This window comes from Umezawaea sp. Da 62-37 (assembly GCF_032460545.1).
Lineage (GTDB): Bacteria > Actinomycetota > Actinomycetes > Mycobacteriales > Pseudonocardiaceae > Umezawaea.
Window position 1 is genome coordinate 9125764 of the sequence record NZ_CP135965.1, and the last position, 16924, is coordinate 9142687.

Annotated in this window: 14 protein-coding genes; 7 read left to right on the forward strand and 7 right to left on the reverse strand. The window is 70.7% G+C overall.

The annotated features are described in order from the left end of the window. Positions 1 to 28: 28 nt before the first annotated feature. Together RM788_RS41400 and RM788_RS41405 are read left to right on the forward strand one after the other, a co-directional pair. Entirely contained in the window at positions 29 to 1603 is a 1575-nt protein-coding gene (locus RM788_RS41400; protein ID WP_315925560.1) for an MFS transporter, read from the forward strand. A gap of 80 nt (positions 1604 to 1683) precedes the next feature. Further along, entirely contained in the window at positions 1684 to 2859 is a 1176-nt protein-coding gene (locus RM788_RS41405) for an epoxide hydrolase family protein (RefSeq protein WP_315925562.1), read from the forward strand. Between the two features lie 69 nt (positions 2860 to 2928). Here the strand turns inward: RM788_RS41405 and RM788_RS41410 are convergent, their stop codons facing one another. The 3 genes from RM788_RS41410 to RM788_RS41420 all read right to left on the reverse strand — a co-directional run bounded on the left by RM788_RS41410 (position 2929) and on the right by RM788_RS41420 (position 6890). After that, complete coding sequence (locus RM788_RS41410) at positions 2929 to 4473, reverse strand: class I SAM-dependent methyltransferase (RefSeq protein ID WP_315925564.1); 1545 nt, start codon at positions 4471 to 4473, stop codon at positions 2929 to 2931. 172 nt (positions 4474 to 4645) lie between these two features. Beyond that, positions 4646 to 5200 (reverse strand): dihydrofolate reductase family protein, encoded by a 555-nt coding sequence (locus RM788_RS41415; RefSeq protein WP_315925566.1) that lies wholly within the window; start codon positions 5198 to 5200, stop codon positions 4646 to 4648. Between the two features lie 70 nt (positions 5201 to 5270). Then, the gene (locus RM788_RS41420; RefSeq protein ID WP_315925568.1) at positions 5271 to 6890 is read right to left on the reverse strand and encodes an MFS transporter; all 1620 of its coding nucleotides are present in this window, start codon (positions 6888 to 6890) and stop codon (positions 5271 to 5273) included. Positions 6891 to 7109: 219 nt separating this feature from the next. Between RM788_RS41420 and RM788_RS41425 the strand changes: the two genes are divergently transcribed. The 5 genes from RM788_RS41425 (at position 7110) to RM788_RS41445 (ending at position 12208) form a co-directional block, all read left to right on the forward strand. Continuing rightward, complete coding sequence (locus RM788_RS41425; RefSeq protein ID WP_315925570.1) at positions 7110 to 7952, forward strand: class I SAM-dependent methyltransferase; 843 nt, start codon at positions 7110 to 7112, stop codon at positions 7950 to 7952. 217 nt (positions 7953 to 8169) lie between these two features. After that, positions 8170 to 10152 carry an ASPIC/UnbV domain-containing protein gene (locus RM788_RS41430; protein WP_315925571.1) on the forward strand — a complete coding sequence of 661 codons (1983 nt, stop codon included), beginning with the start codon at positions 8170 to 8172 and terminating at the stop codon, positions 10150 to 10152. After that, on the forward strand, positions 10149 to 11189 hold the full coding sequence (locus tag RM788_RS41435) for an enediyne biosynthesis protein (protein ID WP_315925573.1): 1041 nt from the start codon (positions 10149 to 10151) through the stop codon (positions 11187 to 11189). The genes RM788_RS41430 and RM788_RS41435 overlap by 4 nt, the downstream gene beginning before the upstream one ends. Continuing rightward, on the forward strand, positions 11186 to 11662 hold the full coding sequence (locus RM788_RS41440; RefSeq protein ID WP_315925575.1) for an acyl-CoA thioesterase: 477 nt from the start codon (positions 11186 to 11188) through the stop codon (positions 11660 to 11662). Before RM788_RS41435 ends, RM788_RS41440 begins: the two co-directional genes overlap by 4 nt. 3 nt (positions 11663 to 11665) lie before the next feature. Further along, positions 11666 to 12208, forward strand: coding sequence for a flavin reductase family protein (locus tag RM788_RS41445; protein ID WP_315925577.1), 543 nt, complete (start codon positions 11666 to 11668; stop codon positions 12206 to 12208). A 67-nt stretch (positions 12209 to 12275) separates the two neighbouring features. On the opposite strand, the gene RM788_RS41450 is transcribed toward RM788_RS41445, so the two are convergent. The 4 genes from RM788_RS41450 to RM788_RS41465 form a co-directional block, all read right to left on the reverse strand. Continuing rightward, positions 12276 to 13040, reverse strand: coding sequence for a helix-turn-helix domain-containing protein (locus tag RM788_RS41450; protein ID WP_315925579.1), 765 nt, complete (start codon positions 13038 to 13040; stop codon positions 12276 to 12278). A 325-nt stretch (positions 13041 to 13365) separates the two neighbouring features. After that, positions 13366 to 14421 carry a carboxymuconolactone decarboxylase family protein gene (locus RM788_RS41455; protein ID WP_315925581.1) on the reverse strand — a complete coding sequence of 352 codons (1056 nt, stop codon included), beginning with the start codon at positions 14419 to 14421 and terminating at the stop codon, positions 13366 to 13368. A 52-nt stretch (positions 14422 to 14473) separates the two neighbouring features. Next, a complete protein-coding gene (locus RM788_RS41460) occupies positions 14474 to 15841 on the reverse strand; it encodes a cytochrome P450 (protein ID WP_315925583.1) in 1368 nt (455 codons plus the stop codon). Continuing rightward, the gene (locus RM788_RS41465) at positions 15838 to 16824 is read right to left on the reverse strand and encodes a DUF1702 family protein (protein WP_315925585.1); all 987 of its coding nucleotides are present in this window, start codon (positions 16822 to 16824) and stop codon (positions 15838 to 15840) included. The genes RM788_RS41460 and RM788_RS41465 overlap by 4 nt, the downstream gene beginning before the upstream one ends. Positions 16825 to 16924 lie beyond the last annotated feature (100 nt).

Below are 16924 nucleotides of genomic sequence, written 5' to 3' on the forward strand. Positions count from 1 at the left end.
TCCTCTGGCATATCGAGGTGATCGCACGATGACTGCGAAATACACCCAACACATCGCGGGCTCGCGGGAGTGGATCGGGCTCGGCGTGATGTGCCTCGCCACCCTGTTCATCGCGGCCGACTCGTTCGTCCTGATGCAGGCGCTGCCCGACATCGTCGTCGACACCCACGCCGACGGCATCGAGCAGCTCTGGATCTCCGACATCTACGGGATCGTGCTCGGCAGCCTGCTGATCACCATGGGCGGTCTCGGTGACCGCGTCGGGCGGCGCAGGCTGTTCCTGATCGGCGTCGCGGCCTTCGGCACGGCGTCGGCGGTGGCCGCCTACGCGACCGGCCCCGGCACGCTGATCGTGGCGCGGGCGCTGCTCGGCGTGGCCGCCGCGGCCCTGATCCCGTCCACGCTCGGGCTCATCCGCACGATGTTCCGCGAACCGAGGCAGATGGGCGTGGCGTTCGGGATCTGGGCGTCGTTCTACACGATCGGCGCGGTCGCCGGCCTGCTGGTCGGCGGTGTCCTGCTCGCCCACTTCTGGTGGGGCTCGGTGTTCCTCGTCAACGTCCCCGCCGCCGTGCTCGTGCTGGTGCTGGCGCCGCTCGTCCTACCAGGGCAGCGCGACACCGAGGCCGGACGGCCGGACTGGACCAGCTCGCTGCTCTCGCTCGCGGCGATCCTGCCCGCCGTGTGGGGCGTGAAGGAGGTGTCCCGCGACGGCTGGGGGCTGGTGCCGATCGCCGCCGTCGTCGTCGGCGCGCTGTTCGGCTGGGCCTTCGTCCGCAGGCAGCGCACGCTCGAACACCCCCTGCTGGACCTGAGCCTGTTCCGCAACCGCAGCTTCGCCACGCCGCTGCTGGCCCTGTTCGTGCAGGCGCTGCTGACCGGCACCGTCCTGCTGTTCCTCATGCTGGACTTCCAGCTCGTCGAGGGGCTCACGCCGTTGCAGGCCGCGTTCGGCCTGGCGCCCGGCCTCGTGCTGAGCTCGCTGTGCGCGCCCGTCGTCGGGGTGCTCGCCCGCCGCTTCCGGCCCGCCCACCTGATGGCCTGGGGGGAGGTGCTGGTCATCATCGGGCTGGTGCTGGTGATCGTGGCGTCGACCACCGGCACCCCGGTGCTGTTCGTCGTCGGGTTCGCGCTGTGGTCGGCGGGCGGTTCGCCGCTGCTGGCCATCGGCATGACGCTGATGGTCGGATCGGTCCCGGTGGACCGGGCCGGTGCCGCGGCCGCCGCGCCCCAGGTCAGCGCCGAGCTCGGCAACGCGATCGGGGTGGCGGTGGTGGGCAGCGCCGCGGTCGCGCTCTACCACGCGCGGATGTCCGGCAGCCTGCCGCCGGAGGTCCCCGCCGACGTCGCCGCCACCGCGAGCCAGAGCATCGCCAACGCGGCGCAGGCGTCCGCCACCCTGCCGCCGGAGCTGGCGCGGGTGGTGTTCGACCAGGCCCGGCTGGCGTTCAGCACGTCGTTGCAGGTGCTGACCGGGTTCACGGCGGTCGTGCTGGCCTTCGTGGTCCTCATGATCGCCGTCCGGCTGCGGCACGTCCCGCCGCTCGGCCAGGAGGCGCCCGAGCCCGCGCCGATCCCGGACGTGGTCGAAGAGCTGCGCTGACGAAGCCCGATGTCACCGGGGCGGCGCCACCCGCGCCGCCCCGGCACTCGATGCGTCCTCTAGCGAACAGGTGCCGAACCATGAGCGAGATACGCCCCTTCCGGGTCGACGTTCCGCAGTCGGACGTCGACGAGCTGCACCGCAGGATCGACGCCACCCGGTGGCCCGGCGAGATTCCGGGAACCGGCTGGGAACGGGGTGTCCCCCTGGGCTACCTCAAGGAACTGGCGGAGTACTGGCGGACGACGTTCGACTGGCGCGCGGCCGAGGAGTGGCTCAACCAGCACCCGCAGTTCACCACTGAGATCGACGGCGCGAACGTGCACTTCCTGCACGTCCGGTCGAAGGAGCCCAACGCCACACCGCTGATCCTCACCCACGGCTGGCCCAGCTCGTCCGCGCAGTACATCGACCTCATCGGCCCGCTCGTCGACCCGGTCGCGCACGGCGGCGACGCGGCGGACGCCTTCCACGTCGTGGTGCCCTCGATCCCCGGCTACGGGTTCTCCGGGCCGACCGGGCAGCAGGGCTGGAGCATGAGCCGGGTGGCACGGGCGTGGGCCGAGCTGATGGCGCGCCTTGGCTACGACCGGTACGTCACGCAGGGCGGCGACTGGGGCAAGGTGATCTCGCTGGAGCTGAGCCGCATCGACGCCGAGCACGTCGTCGCGGCGCACATCAACATGCTGGTCACCATCTTCCCCGACACCCCGGAGTCGCTGGCCGGGCTGTCCGAGGACGACCTGCGGAAGGTCGAGCACACGCGCTGGTTCGCCGACGAGTGCACGGCGTGGAGCCGTCAGCAGGCGACCAGGCCGCAGACCATCGCCTACTCGCTGACCGACTCGCCGATCGGCCAGCTCGCGTGGATCGCGGAGAAGTTCAAGGAGTGGGCGGACACGGTCGACCGGCCGGAGGACGCGATCGACCGCGACACCCTGCTGACGATCGTGTCGACGTACTGGTACACCGCCACCGCGGGGTCCAGCGCCCACATGTACTTCGAGACCATGCACACCACGGCCGACCACATCCGCACATGGGGCGGTCCGTGGCCGTTGTCCGTCCCGGTCGGCGTGGCGGTCTTCCCGGCCGACGCCACCAAGCCGATCCGCAGGTTCGCCGAGCAGGTGCTGCCGTCGATGACGCGCTGGACGGAGTTCGACCGCGGCGGGCACTTCCCGGCGCTGGAGCAGCCCCGGCTGCTGGTCGGTGACATCCGCGAGTTCGTGAGGTCGCTGCCGCGCCCGTTGTGACCGCGGTGGTCGGACACCGGAACGGCCCGTTGACGATCGTCAACGGGCCGTTCCGGTGTCCGACCGCGGTCAGCCCTTCTTGCGCGCGGTGATCACGTAGTGCAGGTTCGGGCCGGACCGGTCGACCACCTCGAGCCCGGCGTCGGCGAGCCACCGCTCCAGGTCGTCGTGCTCGAACAGGACCAGCCCGTCCTGGTGCGTCTTCGGGAACCGGTGCGCGCGCACGAAGTGGTGGTAGATCGGGTCGTCGGCCTCGATGAACGTGAACAGCGTGAAGGTGCCGCCGGGGCGCAGGCAGCGGCCCACCTCGGCGATGGCGAACGGCGCCTCCTCCGGGAACGCCTGGAGGGCGTCCCAGCAGATGACCGCGCCGAGCGACGAGTCGTCGAACGGCAGGTAGCGGGCGTTGGCCACCACGGCGGGCACGTCCGGCCTGCGGTGGCGCAGCGTGGCGAGGCTGGCGGGCAGGATGTCCAGGGCCAGCACCCGTTCCGGGCCCACGGCGTCGGCGAGCGTCTGCGTCCACAGCCCGCCGCCCGCCGCCAGGTCAAGCACGGTGCCCTCGACCGGCCGGACGTGGTCGCGGATGTAGTCGCCCTCCCACTGCGGGCTGACCTCGTCGTCCCAGTTCATCCCGCACAGCCGCTTGAACGCCGGCCGCGCGAACACGTCGATGAAGTAGGCCATCGTGCCGATGTTCGACAGCTGGAAGAGGAAGTCGTCGCCGTGCTCCTTGCCGTCGTAGACGCTCGTGAGCACGTTCAGCATGCCCTTGGCGATCGGGTAGCCCGCGTCGCAGCCGACGCACTCGCCCAGGCCCTGCTGGATCTCCAGCTCCCCCTGGCAGCGCGGGCACCGCAGCGCGTAGGTGTGCGGGGCGTAGATGGCGACGTCGTCGGCGTCGGACGGCTTCGCCTCGCGCACCGGGGTGTCGTCGGGGACCACCGCCACGGGCACGCCGTGGCGGATGGCGTAGAACGACTTCGCGCCCGCGTGCGCCCGCACGGCCGCGATGTCGTTGTGCCACTGGGCGAGGACCTGCTCCGGGGTGAGCGTCCTGGTCCACGCCCGGTCGACCTCGCGCTCCGCCTCGAACATCTCGTCGTAGGCGGCCGGGTAGGGGAACACCCGGCCGATCACCGGCTCGTCCGGGTCGAGCTCGTCGAGCGCGCGGTCCATCCGGGACAGGTCGTCCTCGTCGAGGTCCACCTCGGCCGCGGTCGCGAGGATCCGGGACCGCTCGCGGGGGAAGTGCGCCAGCAGGTACGCCACGGCCCAGTACAGGGGCTCCTGCTTCGTGCTGCCCCGCCAGAGCTCCAGGTAGCCGTCCACCCCGGCCTCGACCGCCGCGGTCACCGGGCCGTCGACGTCGGGGTACTCGGCCTGCACCAGCAGCGCGAACAGCTCGGCCAGGTAGGCCTTCCGCAGGTGGTCGACCCGGCTCGCCCGAGACACCAGCTCGGTCACCGCGGGCACGGACAGCGGGGTCAGGCCGCCGTCCTGCCACACCGCGCCGACCAGTCGGCGATAGCTTTCCTCGAGTTCATCCGGTGGTGCGGTGATGAACGAGTCCACCAGCGCCGAGATCGTGTTCGGATTACTGGTAACGGTCATTCTCTCGTTTCCTCCTGAACGTCACACCGTGATCCCGCCAGCGCAGCCAGGAAATGGCTTCCATCCACTGTGCGGCACGGTTCGGCGCTGTCGCGCCTTCCGACGTGCGGAGAACGGGAAAGCCGAACGCCCGGCCCGACCTGGTGGTCGGACCGGGCGTTCGGCTCGCGGATCAGCCCTTGGTGTAGTGCAGGGCCAGTGCTCCGGTGTCGTGCTGCTTCACGTCGACCAGCTTCAGGTCGAGGCGGGCGTCCAGCAGGACGGTCCCCTCGGAGATGGTGGTCGGGTTCACGTGGATGTAGAAGTCGTCGATCAGCCCGGCCGCCGCGAACGACTTCGTGATGTCGATCCCGCCGCCGATCAGGATGTCCTTGCCGGGCTGGTCCTTGAGCGCCGCGATGTCGTCGAGGCTGCTCACGATGCGGGTGTTCGGCCACGCGGGGTCGGCCTCGGTCAGCGTCGTGGAGACGACGTACTTGGCGAGGTCGTACTGCCAGCGGGCGTGACGGGCCACTTCCGAGTCCGACTCGTCCTTGGCCATGCCCGGCCAGAAGCCCAGGAAGTCCTGGTACATCTTGCGGCCGAACACGAGGGTGTCGCACGTCTCGTGCAGCTCGTTGGTGAAGTCCCACGTCTGGTCGGAGACGCGCGCCCAGAACATCTCGTCACCGGGGTCGGCGCCGTAGCCGTTGAGAGTGGACTGCATGTACATGACGATCTTGCGCATGACTTCCTTTCGATTTTCGTGCTCCGGTCCGGTGGTTATCTGAGCGCCGGACCGGTGATCGGGGGGTGGGTCAGGTCGCCGGCCGGGCGTCGGCCTGGTCCGCGAGGGTCGCGGTGGCCGGTGGCGCCTCGGCGGTCTCCTGCTCGCCGGTCTCGCCCATCTCCTCGGAGCCGGTCGGCGGCACGTGCCGGAGCAGCACGGCGATCAGCACGGCGGCGATGACGAGGATGACGACGCAGATGGTGGCGAAGGTGTTCATGCCGCTGGTGAAAGCGGCCTTGGCGGCGGTCGACAGCTGCCCGCCGAGCTGCGCGGGCAGGTCGGACGCCACGGTCAGGGCACTCGCGACGTTCTCCCGCGCGGTCGCGACGGCGTCGCCGGTCAGACCCGCGGGCACCGTGTCGTCGAGCTGGGCGACGTAGACGCTCGCGCCGATGCTGCCCATGACGGCGATGCCGAACGACCCGCCCGCCTCGTTGGCGACCTGCGTGAGGGACGAGGACGAGCCCGCCTTCTCCGGCGGTGCCGAGCTGACCACGAGGTTCGTGCCCAGCGCCAGCAGCGGACCCTCGCACAGGCCCATGATCGCGAAGGCGACGATGATCACGACCGGGCTGGAGTCCACGTCGAGCTGCGAGAACATCGCGAACGGGATGATGATGCCCGCGATGCCGCCCGCGATGAGGTAGGCGGGCCGGATGCGCTGGCCGAGCAGCGGCGAGATCGTCGCGCTGAACGTCGCCACCACCATGCCCGGCAGCAGGCACAGCGCGGCCTTCAGCGGCGTCATGCCGGACACCGACTGGAGGTACTGGGTGATGTAGAACATGCTCGACCCGCCGATGAGGGAGTAGAGCACCAGCCCCATCAGCATCGTGCTGAACGAGCGGTTGTTGAACAGGCGCAGGTCCATGAACGGCTCGGCCAGGTGCAGCTGCCTGCGCGCGAAGACCACGCCCAGCGCGATGCCGATCAGGCCGACGACGATCGGCACGGCCTGCCAGCCGTGCCGGGCGACCTCCTTGAGGCCGTAGATGAACGCGATCATCGCGACGATCGACAGCAGCGAGCTGGCCAGGTCGATCTTGCCCGCTTCGGGGTTCTTGAACTCGGGCACCACCAGCGGGCAGACCACCAGGAGCAGCGCCATCACCGGCACCGCGAAGAGGAAGACCGAGCCCCACCAGAAGTGGGAGAGCATGACGCCGCCGAGCACCGGCCCGAGGATCGAGCCGAGGGTGAACCCGCCCGCCCAGATGCCGATCGCGACGCCCATCTGCTTGGGGTCGCGGAACATGTTGGTGATCAGCGCGAGGGTGGACGGCGCCAGCGTCGAGCCCGCGATGCCCAGCAGCGCCCGGCCCGCGATGAGCAGCTCGGTCGTGGGGGCGAACGCGCACAGCAGCGAGGCGACCGCGAAGCACGCCGCGCCGATCATCAGCAGCCTGCGCCTGCCGATCCGGTCACCCAGCGTGCCCATGGTGATCAGGAAGCCGCCGACCATGAACCCGTAGATGTCCAGGATCCACAGCTGCTCGATGGTCGTGGGCTTCAGGTCCGCGGTGATGTCGGGCAGCGCGAGCAGCAGCGCGAACATGTCGAACGTGATCATCAGGGTGGCGAGCGCCAGCGCGGCTAGGCCCGCCCACTCCTTGCGTCCTGCTTTGGGCGGGGCTTCTTCCGTGGTCACGCTGGGTCCTCCGGTTTTCGGCGTGTGAAGGCGGTCTACTCACACGACGAACGAGCGGCGGACGATTCAACAGCCCTCGCCCACGAGTTTTCAGGTTCCTCCGAACGGGTGAATAGGAGGGGCTCGGCAGCACCTGACCACGGGCAGCATCCTCGAAGGTGGCCCAGCGTGTCGGCCCTGCCAGCATGAAAGTCCGAGACGACGACCGCTGGAGGAAAGATGACCACCGACCAGGCTCCGGCAGGGGCCGACCCGGCAGAGTCCGACGTCGCCAAGTTCAACGACGTCGTCGGCCGCATCCTCTCGACCGTCTGGGGCGACAACTACCACGCCGGCTACTGGGAGTCCGAGCACGACACCTCGTCCAACGAGGTGGCGCAGTGGCGGATGAACGACGTCATGATCCGGAAGATGGGCGTGGCGCCCGGCGACCGGGTCCTGGACGTCGGCTGCGGCGTCGGCGCGCCCGCGTTCCAGCTCGCCGAGCAGACCGGGGCGACGGTGGTCGGCGTGACGATCAGCCGGACGCACGTCGACGGGTTCCGGCGGCTGGCCGCGGAGCGGGGGATCGACCACCTGGCCTCGATCGAGCTGATCGACGCGCTGGCGATGCCGTACCCGGACGACTCCTTCGACGCGGCGTGGGTGGTCGAGTCCTTCATCAACATCGACCGGCCCGGCGGGCTGCGGTCGATCTCGCGGGTGCTCAAGCCGGGCGGCAGGCTGGTGTTCTCCGACGTCGTGCGGCCGCCCCACCCGGTCGCGGACACCGAGGAGGCCCGCACCGAGATGCTCGAGGCCATGGAGATGGCCGACCTGCCCACCCGCGAGCAGTACCTGCGATGGCTGGAGGAGGCGGGTTTCACCGACGTCGAGGTGGAGGACCTGACCGCGAACATGCAGCCGACCGGCAAGCGGATGGCGGCGGGCGCCAGGGAGCACTACGACGCGCTGGTCGCCGAGCTGGGCGCGGAGGCGGGCGTGATCATGGACCAGATGATGACCTCGATCGACTTCGACTACCTGGTGATCTCGGCTCGCCTCCCCGTGGCGGACCAGTAGTCCACGCGGTCCGGCTGCACCCCCGGCTCGACGGCACCCCGCCGCCGGGCGGTACTCGAACGCGTCGACGACCCCCGGCACGCCGCGGTCGTCGGGCAGACAAATCGCCACGGGCGGTCCGGCTCCGTGGCGCTCGTACCGGCGAGTCCGCGCCGCCCTGCTCGCGGGCGCCGCCGTCGGGCGCCGGTATCGCCGTGATCCCGAGGAGACAGCGCCAATGCCAGTCGACCGTGCCCGGAAGTCCGTTCCCGTCATCACCGTCCTCATCACGCTGCTCGTGCTCTACGTGGCCGGGCAGAGCGCGGTGGCGGCGGGTGACGCGGACCAGACGGCCCAACCGTACAAGTTCCGGGAGCTGCCCATCCCGCTGCCGGAGGGGTACGCCGACAAGCCGATGAAGAACCTCCGGCAGGTGAACCCCGGCTACGAGCACATCGCGGCCTGGATCTCCGGGATCGGCGCGTCCGTGGCGATCAACGACCTCACCGGCCACGGCCGGGCCGACTCGCTGTGCCTCGTGGACCCGCGGACCGACGACGTGATCGTCACCTACACGCCGACGGCCCCGCAGGAGGACCGCTTCGCCCCGTTCGTCCTGGACCCCGCGCCGCTGCCCTACGACCGGACGATGGCGCCGACCGGCTGCACGCCGGGCGACTTCAACGTCGACGGCCGGATGGACCTGCTGATCACCTACTGGGGGCGGACGCCGATCCTGTTCCTGGCCAAGGCGGACGCCACCACCGTGGGCAACGCCGCATACCAGCGGCAGGAGCTCGTCCCGAACGAGTCGCTGGACGGCCGGTACCACGGTCCCAAGTGGAACACCGACGCGATCCACGTCGGCGACTACGACGGCGACGCCCGTCCGGACGTGTTCATCGGCAACTACTTCCCCGACTCCGACGTGCTGGACCCCGACGGCCTCAAGAACGTCGAGATGAACCTGTCGATGTCCAGCGCCACCAACGGCGGCGGCGGGCACGTCCTGCGGTGGCTCTCGGCCACGTCCGGCCCGACGCCCAGCGCGTCCTACGTGCCCGAGCCCAAGGCGATCCCGTACGACGCCGCCACCGGCTGGACGCTGTCGGCGTCCGGCGCGGACCTGGACGGCGACGGGCTCACCGAGCTCTACATCGGCAACGACTTCGGCCACGACCACCTGCTGCACAACCGATCCGAGCCGGGCGAGATCAGGTTCGCCGTGACGAAGGGCTCCGGCTCCCCGCTCACCCCGAAGTCGTTCAAGATGGGCGACGACTCCTTCAAGGGCATGGGCGTCGACTTCGCCGACCCCGGTGGCAAGGGCCGCTTCGACCTCATGGTCAGCAACATCACCTCGGCCTGGGGCCTCCAGGAGAGCAACTTCTTCTGGGAGAACCAGACCAGCGGCAACGAGGACATGCGGGCGCGGCTCTCCGCGGGCGAGGCGCCGTTCAAGCAGCGCGCGGAGGACTACGGCCTAGCGTGGACCGGGTGGTGCTGGGACGTCAAGTTCGGCGACTTCCTCAACAACGGGGACCTGGCCGTCGTCCAGTCCGACGGGTTCATCAAGGGCGAGCGGAACCGGTGGAACTGGTTGCAGGAACTGGCCATGATCAACGACGTCCTGATGAGCAACCCCGCCATGTGGCCGAACATGAAGGAGGGGGACGACCTCGCGGGCGACGACGTGCTCGCCTTCTACGCCAAGGGCGCGGACGGCAGGTACGTCAACATCTCCGAGCAGCTCGGCTTCGACGAGGAGATCCCCTCGCGGGCCATCGCGACCGGTGACACGACCGGGACCGGGGCCCTGGACTTCGCCGTCGCCCGGCAGTGGGGACCGTCGTCCTTCTACGCCAACGAGGCGCCGGACCGCGGCGAGGCGTTGAGCCTGGCGCTGTACCAGCCCGCAGTCGGCGGCGGAGCCGCGGGCTCGGGGCTCTCCGGGATCGGCGCGCCCGCCTACGGCACGACCGTCACCATCAAGACCTCGGACGGCCGCACCCAGGCCTCGCACCTGGACGGCGGCGGCGGCCACAGCGGCTTCCGCAGCTTCGAGGTGCGGTTCGGCCTCGGCGAGGCGGCGGGCCCGGTCGAGGCCACCATCAACTGGCGCGACGCCGACGGCCGGTTGCACAACCAGACCGTCGGACTCGCGCCGGGCGCGCACTCGCTCGTGCTGTCGAACACCGTGCAGGAGGTTTCCCCCCGATGACGACCACAGTCCGGCAACCGGAAGCGACCGCTGGACCGTCACCGGTCCCGCCCCCCGCGCCGCAGAAGCCCGCGCCCGACGTCCGCTACCTGGCGCTGCGCAACTTCGCCATGTCCATCTCGGTGTTCAACATCTTCGGCTACACCCTGCTCGGGTTCGAGCAGCCGTGGCTCTGGCCGATCTTCGCCGTGCTGACCTCCTACACCGCCGAGCTGGCGTTCGAGACGGTCGCCGCGTGGGCCCACCGCAGGGAGCCGCGGTACCGGGGTCGGGGCGGTCGGGGGCTGTACGAGTTCCTGCTGCCGTCGCACATCACCGCGCTAGCGGTGAACATGCTGCTGTACGCCAACAACCAGTTCTGGCCGATCGCCTTCGGCGTGGCCGTCGGCGTGGGGGCCAAGTACGTGCTCCAGGCGCCGATCGCGGGCCGCACGCGGCACTACATGAACCCGTCGAACTTCGGCATCGCCGTCACGCTCGTGGTGTTCAGCTCGTGGGTCAGCCTCGCGCCGCCCTACGAGTTCACCGAGAACGCCAACACCTTCTGGCGGGTGATGATCCCGATCATCATCATCACCGCGGGCACGACCATCAACGGCCTGCTGACCAAGCGGGTCCTGCTGATCGTCGGCTGGCTCGGCGGCTTCGCCATCCAGGCGTTCGTGCGCCACTGGATCTTCGACGTCTCGCTGTACGGCGCGCTGGGCGTGATGACCGGTGTCGCGTTCGTGCTGTTCACCAACTACATGATCACCGACCCCGGCACCACGCCGATGCGCGGGCGCAACCAGTTCATGTTCGGCGCCTCGGTGGCGACCGTGTACGGGGTGCTGATGGTCTTCGACATCGTCTACGCCATCTTCTTCGCGACCGCGATCGTCTGCCTGATCCGCGGTCTCGGCTGGCAGGTGGTGACCGCGCGGCGCGTGCGCGGGGAACGGCGGGCCGCGGACATCAGGGAGAACATCCTGAGCGCCGGGCGCCGCGACCCGGAACCGGTCGGCCGTCGTGACGGCGCGGGCGAGGAGCGGTCATGACCGCGTACTACGAGCTGCGGTACCTGGTGGGCTTCGAGGAGACCACCGTCATCGGCAACGTCTACTTCGTCAACTACCTGCGCTGGCAGGGGAAGTGCCGGGAGATGTTCCTCCGGGAGAACGCGCCGGACGTGCTGGCGGACTTCGGGACGGGCGTGACGCTGTTCACCGTCAAGGTGGAGTGCGAGTTCCTGGCCGAGCTGGCGCTGTTCGACGAGCTGTCCATCCGGATGCGGCTGGTGGACCTCACGCAGACGCAGATCGAGTTCGGCTTCGACTACGTCCGGCTGGGCGCGGACGGCGGTGAGGAGCTGGTGGCGCGGGGCAGGCAGCGGGTGGCCTGCCTCGGCGGGCAGGGCGCCGAGGCCCGGCCGATCAAGGTGCCGTCGTCGCTGCGCGCCGCGCTGGCGCGCTACGCCGGTCCGGCGCCGGGTTCGCGAGCGCGGGAGGTCGCCGCGGTGAGGAACGGTTGACGCATGCATGAGGCCGATCGGCGGACGCCGGTGGAGTCCGGTGCCGCACGGGACCCGCGGAAGCTCCGCGGTGTGCTGGGCAAGTTCGCCACCGGCGTCGCGATCGTGACGGCGGGCCCGGACGTGCCGCGCGGGATGACGGTGAACGCGTTCACCTCCGTGTCGCTCCAACCACCGCTGGTACTGGTGTGCGTGCAGCGCTCCAGCTCCATGCACCAGGCCATCCTGGCGAACGGCGCCTTCGCGGTGTCGTTGCTCTCGGCCGAGCAGGAGTGGATCGCCCGGCACTTCGCCAACCGCGCGAGACCGCGCGGCGAGAGCGAGTTCGCCGCCGTCGACTGGGTGACCGGCAGGCACACCGGGGTCCGGCTCATCGCCGACGCCCTGGCGTGGATGGAGTGCGGGCTCGCCGCCGTCTACGACGGTGGCGACCACTCCATCTTCCTCGGCTCCGTGCTGTCGATCGACCTCGGCGCGGTGTCGGACCCGCTGCTGTTCTTCAGCGGCGACTTCAGCGGCCCCCAGAGCGCCGCGCGTCGCCCGTGAAAGCCGCCGATGGCTCTCCCCTGCGAGGCTCGGGAGGGCCATCGGTCGTCCGGCTCGCGCACCGGTGTCACCGCGTCTGGCGCACCCTGGTGGCCTCGGACGGGCGGCAGTTGTCGAGCTCGGGGATCACCAGCAGGATGGGCGTGTCCAGCGGCCGGGTCGGGTGCAGCGTCAGGTCCACCTCGGTCGTCGCGCCCGGCCGCACCGCGACCGCCGTGCTCGACCCGAAGAACACCGGCCTGCGGTCCCACGGCTGGATGTCGAAGTTGTCCACCTCCACCGCCGCCGCGCACACGTGCCAGTCGCCGGGCGGGACCGCGTTCAGCAGGTAGTGACCCCCGTACTCGACGACGTCGTGGGACACCGGGATGCCCTGGAGGATCGGGCTGCTGAACACCGCGGCGTAGATCCGGACGCGCCGGTCGGTGCTGGGGATGTGCAGCCTGCCGAGCACCGTGCCGCACTGCGCCGGGTCGACCGGCCCGCGGCTCGGGGGCAGCATGCCGATGCCGGTCCTGGCGAGGTGCCGGTACTGGCCGGGGGCCACGCCCACGCTCTTGGTGAAGCGCGTGGTGAACGTGCCGAGGCTGTTGTAGCCGACGCGGTAGGAGATGTCGGTGATGCTCAACGATGTTCGCAGCAGCAGGTGTTTAGCGCGGTAGAACCGGACGGCGGCGAGAAAACGTCCCGGTGACGTTCCGGTCGCCATGCGGAAAACCCTGGTGAAGTGGAACTTGCTCAACAACGCCGCACCGGCGAGATCGGTCAGCGTCAATGGTTCGTCGTACCGCTGCCACATCATGTTGATCGCTTCTTCGACGTGCTTGTGCATGGTGATTTCCCTTCCACGTGTGACCAGGGAAGTTCGATTGGCGCAAAGGCCTGGCGCCTCGGTTTCGAAGCCGGGCGCTGTTCCGCCGCGGATGGGCGTGCAACAGTTCTTTCGTGGCCCCGGAATCGCGCTCTGATATCAGAATAGTGATGTCGGTGACCTGGCATATCTATCTGATTGCTCTCACCGGGCAAGCAGGGAGATGTAGGCCGGGGATCGACCGTGTATCAAGGGTGCGACGCGGGGGTCGACCTCTCGGGGGCCTTTCGCGGACGCCATTGCGCCACCCGGCCGAGTCGGCCGGGTGGTCGCGTGGGCGTGGGGATCAGCGGTAGGAAGCCGAGATCGTCGCCAGGCGGCTGGAGGCCGCGGCGAAGGCGGACCAGGCCACGACCTCGACGAGTCGCCGGTCGTCCGCGCCGCCGCGCTTGAACCCGTCGACGTCGTCCTGGCCGAGTTGGTGGGACGCGAAGGCGGTGAGCAGGGCGACGCGGCCCGCCGGGCGGTCGGCGGGCGGGAGACCCGCCAGCGCCTCGTCGACCCAGCCGCGGCTCAGGCCGAGCGGCTTGCCGTCCCAGCGCGCCAGCTTGGCGGTCACCAGCCGTCGCACGGGTTCCGGCACCGACCGCTCGCCCGCGGCGCCCATGGTGGCGGCCGCGCGGGCGAACGCGTCGGCGACGTGCGGCGCGCCCGCGGCCCACGCCGCGTCCGGTGCCGGTCCGCGGGCGGCCAGCAGGTCAAGGGACGCGCCCGCGGCGTGCCGCCTGCTCGCCGGGCCGCGCATGAGCACGCTGAGGAACCGCATCATGGTCCCGCGCATCCTGCCCGGAACGTGCGAGGGCAGCGGCGACTCGTCCAGGAACACGTTGACCACGCGGTTGTAGTACTCGAACGCCACGGCCACGCCGACGAGTTCGGCCGCCTGGTCGGGCGGCAGCGCCGTCGTCCGCGGCCGCACACCCGTGCGCACCCACGTGGCGATGGCCAGCAGTTCCGGGTCGGCTATGTCGTCGACCCGGCCCTCGGAGATCGCCTGCGCGGTCGGGTCGCGGAGCAGGCCGTGCAGCGTCGCGCCGTGCACGGCGACGCAGTACGGGCAGGAGTTGTTGACCGAGACCATGCTCGCGACGACCTCCTTGGCCGCCCGCGACGCCCGCCAGGACGCGATCATGGTCTCGCGCAGGATCATCCAGCCCGCGGCCATCACCTCGGGCGCGGGGGAGTGCAGGGCCACCGGCGGGGCCAGCATCCCGAACTCCCGCTCCACCTGCCGGTACACCGCGCGGGTGAGCCCGTCCGCCGCGCCGAACCCGACGGGCACGACGTACCGGACCTGCTGGAGCGACCTGCGCAACGCCTTGCCGAGGACTACCGGGCTCACGTCGTGCCCCTCCGCGTGGGGTGGGTGGGATCGGACCTTGGTGGCGGCGCCGTCACCGGGCCGCGTGCACGGTCACCGGCAGCCCGCCGCGCAGCCGCAGCGACAGCATCGGCTCGGCCGCCACCTTGTGCCCCGGCTCCTGGACCAGGCGCAGGTCGCGGGCCACCATGGCGAGGACGAACGTGGCCTCCAGCAGACCCAGGTTGTTGCCGACGCAGAACCTGGGTCCGGCGCCGAACGGGATGTAGGAGTACCTCGGCCGCGCCGCCGACCGGTCGCGGTCGAACCGGTCCGGGTCGAACACCTCGGGCCGCGGCCAGTAGTCGGGGTGCCGGTGCAGGGTGTACGGGCAGATCAGCACGTCCGACCCGGCGGGCACGTGGTAGCCGCCGATCACGTCGTCGGCGCGGGCGATCCGGGTCAGGATCCACACCGGCGGGTACAGCCGGACGGACTCCTGGAGCACCGCGGCGGTGTAGGTCAGCCGGTGCAGGTCCTCGTACCGGGGCGGCCCGTCGCCGAGCACCTCGACCGCCTCGCGGTGCAGCCGCTCCCACACCTCGGGGTGTCGGCCCGCCAGGTGGAACGACCAGCCGAGCGTGCTCGCGGTGGTCTCGTGGCCCGCGAGCAGGAGCGTGATCAGCTCGTCGCGCATCCGCCGCCTGCCCACCGCCGGGTCGGCCTCGCCGCGGGTCGACTCGATGAGCCGGGCCAGCACGTCGTCGCCGTCGGTCGGATTGGCGTCGCGGTGGCGGACCAGCCAGTCGACCGCCCCCTGGAGGTCCTTGCGCGCCCGCTTGAACCGCACCTGCTTGGGCAGCGGGACCCACGAGGGGATCATGTTCAGCGACACCATCTCGAACATCGCCTGGTCCTGCACGGCCTCGAACGACCGGCCCAGCGTCGGGAACCCGCCGAGGTCGGCGTCGAGCAGGGTGCGGCTGAGCACCCTGATGGTCAGGTCGGTCAGCTCGTGCAGGATGTTCACCGGCCCGTGGCCGATGTGCGCGCGCAGCCGTGCGACCAGGGCGCCCGCCTCGTCGGCGACGACCTCGGCCTGGCTCGCCAGCCGCTTGGTCTGGAACACCGGCGCGATGACCCGGCGCTGAGCCCGCCACAGGTCGCCGTCGCTGGTGAGCAGCCCGTCGCCGAGTACGCGCTTGGCCTGCATCAGGCCGATGCCCTTGGTGTAGTTGTCCGCGTTGTCGGCCAGCACGTGCTTGGCGTGGTCGGGGTGGTTGAACAGGTAGAGCGTCTTGGGGCCGATGGCGATCCGCACCGCGTCGCCGTACTCGTCGGCGGCGGAGGTGACCAGGCTGAGCCGGTCGCGGATCAGCTGGACGAGCAGGCTCGGCGTCCGCCGCACCGGCGGGCCGGGAGGTGTCCGGCGGTCCGCGGCCCGCGGGTCGGTGGCGGTCACGGTTCACTCCGCGCGGTGCTGATCAGCACGGCGGCGATGCGCTGCCGCCAGACCTCGTACGCGGGTGTCCCGTCGTCCGCGTCGCCCCCGGGCTTGGTCTCCTGGCAGATCCGGTCGGCGCGCTCCGGGGTGACGCCGCAGAGCACGCGGGTCGCCAGCCCGGTGTACGGGGTGGTCAGGTCGGCGATCACCCGCGCGGAGGCCGCGAACGCGCTGCCCTGTGCGAGCTGCGGGCGGCAGTCGCCCGCGCGCTCGACGAGGGAGCGCAGCTCCCCCTCGTCCGCCCCGCCCGCGTAGGTCGCGGCCAGTCCGACGCCCGCGAACAGGTCGGGCCTGCGGTCGGCGTCGAACCGGTCGACCATGTTGGCCACGATCGTCACGTCGCTCCCGCCGACGAACCACAGCGCCCGGCCGATGCCCTGGTCGATGGCGCGCGCGGCGTACCAGGCGGGCCCGTCGGCGGGCCAGCCGAAGTCCTGTTCGCGGAACTGCCGCCGCACGTACTTGTCGGTCTCGAAGTACGCCTGGTGGAACCCGTAGCCGTCGTGGACCAGCCAGCGGAGCATGCGGTCGGTCACCCCGCCGGTCGTCGCGGCCCAGCGGGACCTCGGCACCTTGGCCAAGGCCCAGCCCACGCCGACGCAGGTCATGTAGGTGTGGGGTTCCGCCGGGCCCGCGAGGAAGTCGGCGACGTGGTGGTGGTGCCCGAACGGCAGGCCGTCGCGGATGGCGTACGCCATGCCCGCGCCCTCGTAGGCGAAGCCCCGCAGCGGGGACTCGACGGTGTCGAGGTTCCGCTCGGCCTCGTCGACCGAGGCGGCCTCGGCGGCGTACCCGAAACCGGTGAGGAAGGTGCCGCCCGCGGCCTCCAGCGCCTCCCTGGACGCTTGGTCCTTCTCCGGGAAGCCGCGGACCGCCAGGTGCGTCTCGGACATGTTCGGTGTGAGGACGCGCCGCCGAGCCCTACCCGCGATGCTGGCCAATGTTCCTCCTCGGCGAACGGGAACCGTTCGACGTCGTCCCCGATCCGGCAGGTCGTGTCCAAGGTGTCGCGATTCCGCCGCGGAGTGTTCTCGGAGCGTG

Excerpts from the sequence above, each read along its gene's own strand:
- RM788_RS41400 (WP_315925560.1), top strand. The coding sequence starts at position 29 with ATGACTGCGAAATACACCCAACACATCGCGGGCTCGCGGGAGTGGATC.
- RM788_RS41405 (WP_315925562.1), top strand. The coding sequence starts at position 1,684 with ATGAGCGAGATACGCCCCTTCCGGGTCGACGTTCCGCAGTCGGACGTC.
- RM788_RS41410 (WP_315925564.1), bottom strand. The coding sequence starts at position 4,473 with ATGACCGTTACCAGTAATCCGAACACGATCTCGGCGCTGGTGGACTCG.
- RM788_RS41415 (WP_315925566.1), bottom strand. The coding sequence starts at position 5,200 with ATGCGCAAGATCGTCATGTACATGCAGTCCACTCTCAACGGCTACGGC.
- RM788_RS41425 (WP_315925570.1), top strand. The coding sequence starts at position 7,110 with ATGACCACCGACCAGGCTCCGGCAGGGGCCGACCCGGCAGAGTCCGAC.
- RM788_RS41430 (WP_315925571.1), top strand. The coding sequence starts at position 8,170 with ATGCCAGTCGACCGTGCCCGGAAGTCCGTTCCCGTCATCACCGTCCTC.
- RM788_RS41435 (WP_315925573.1), top strand. The coding sequence starts at position 10,149 with ATGACGACCACAGTCCGGCAACCGGAAGCGACCGCTGGACCGTCACCG.
- RM788_RS41440 (WP_315925575.1), top strand. The coding sequence starts at position 11,186 with ATGACCGCGTACTACGAGCTGCGGTACCTGGTGGGCTTCGAGGAGACC.
- RM788_RS41445 (WP_315925577.1), top strand. The coding sequence starts at position 11,666 with ATGCATGAGGCCGATCGGCGGACGCCGGTGGAGTCCGGTGCCGCACGG.
- RM788_RS41450 (WP_315925579.1), bottom strand. The coding sequence starts at position 13,040 with ATGCACAAGCACGTCGAAGAAGCGATCAACATGATGTGGCAGCGGTAC.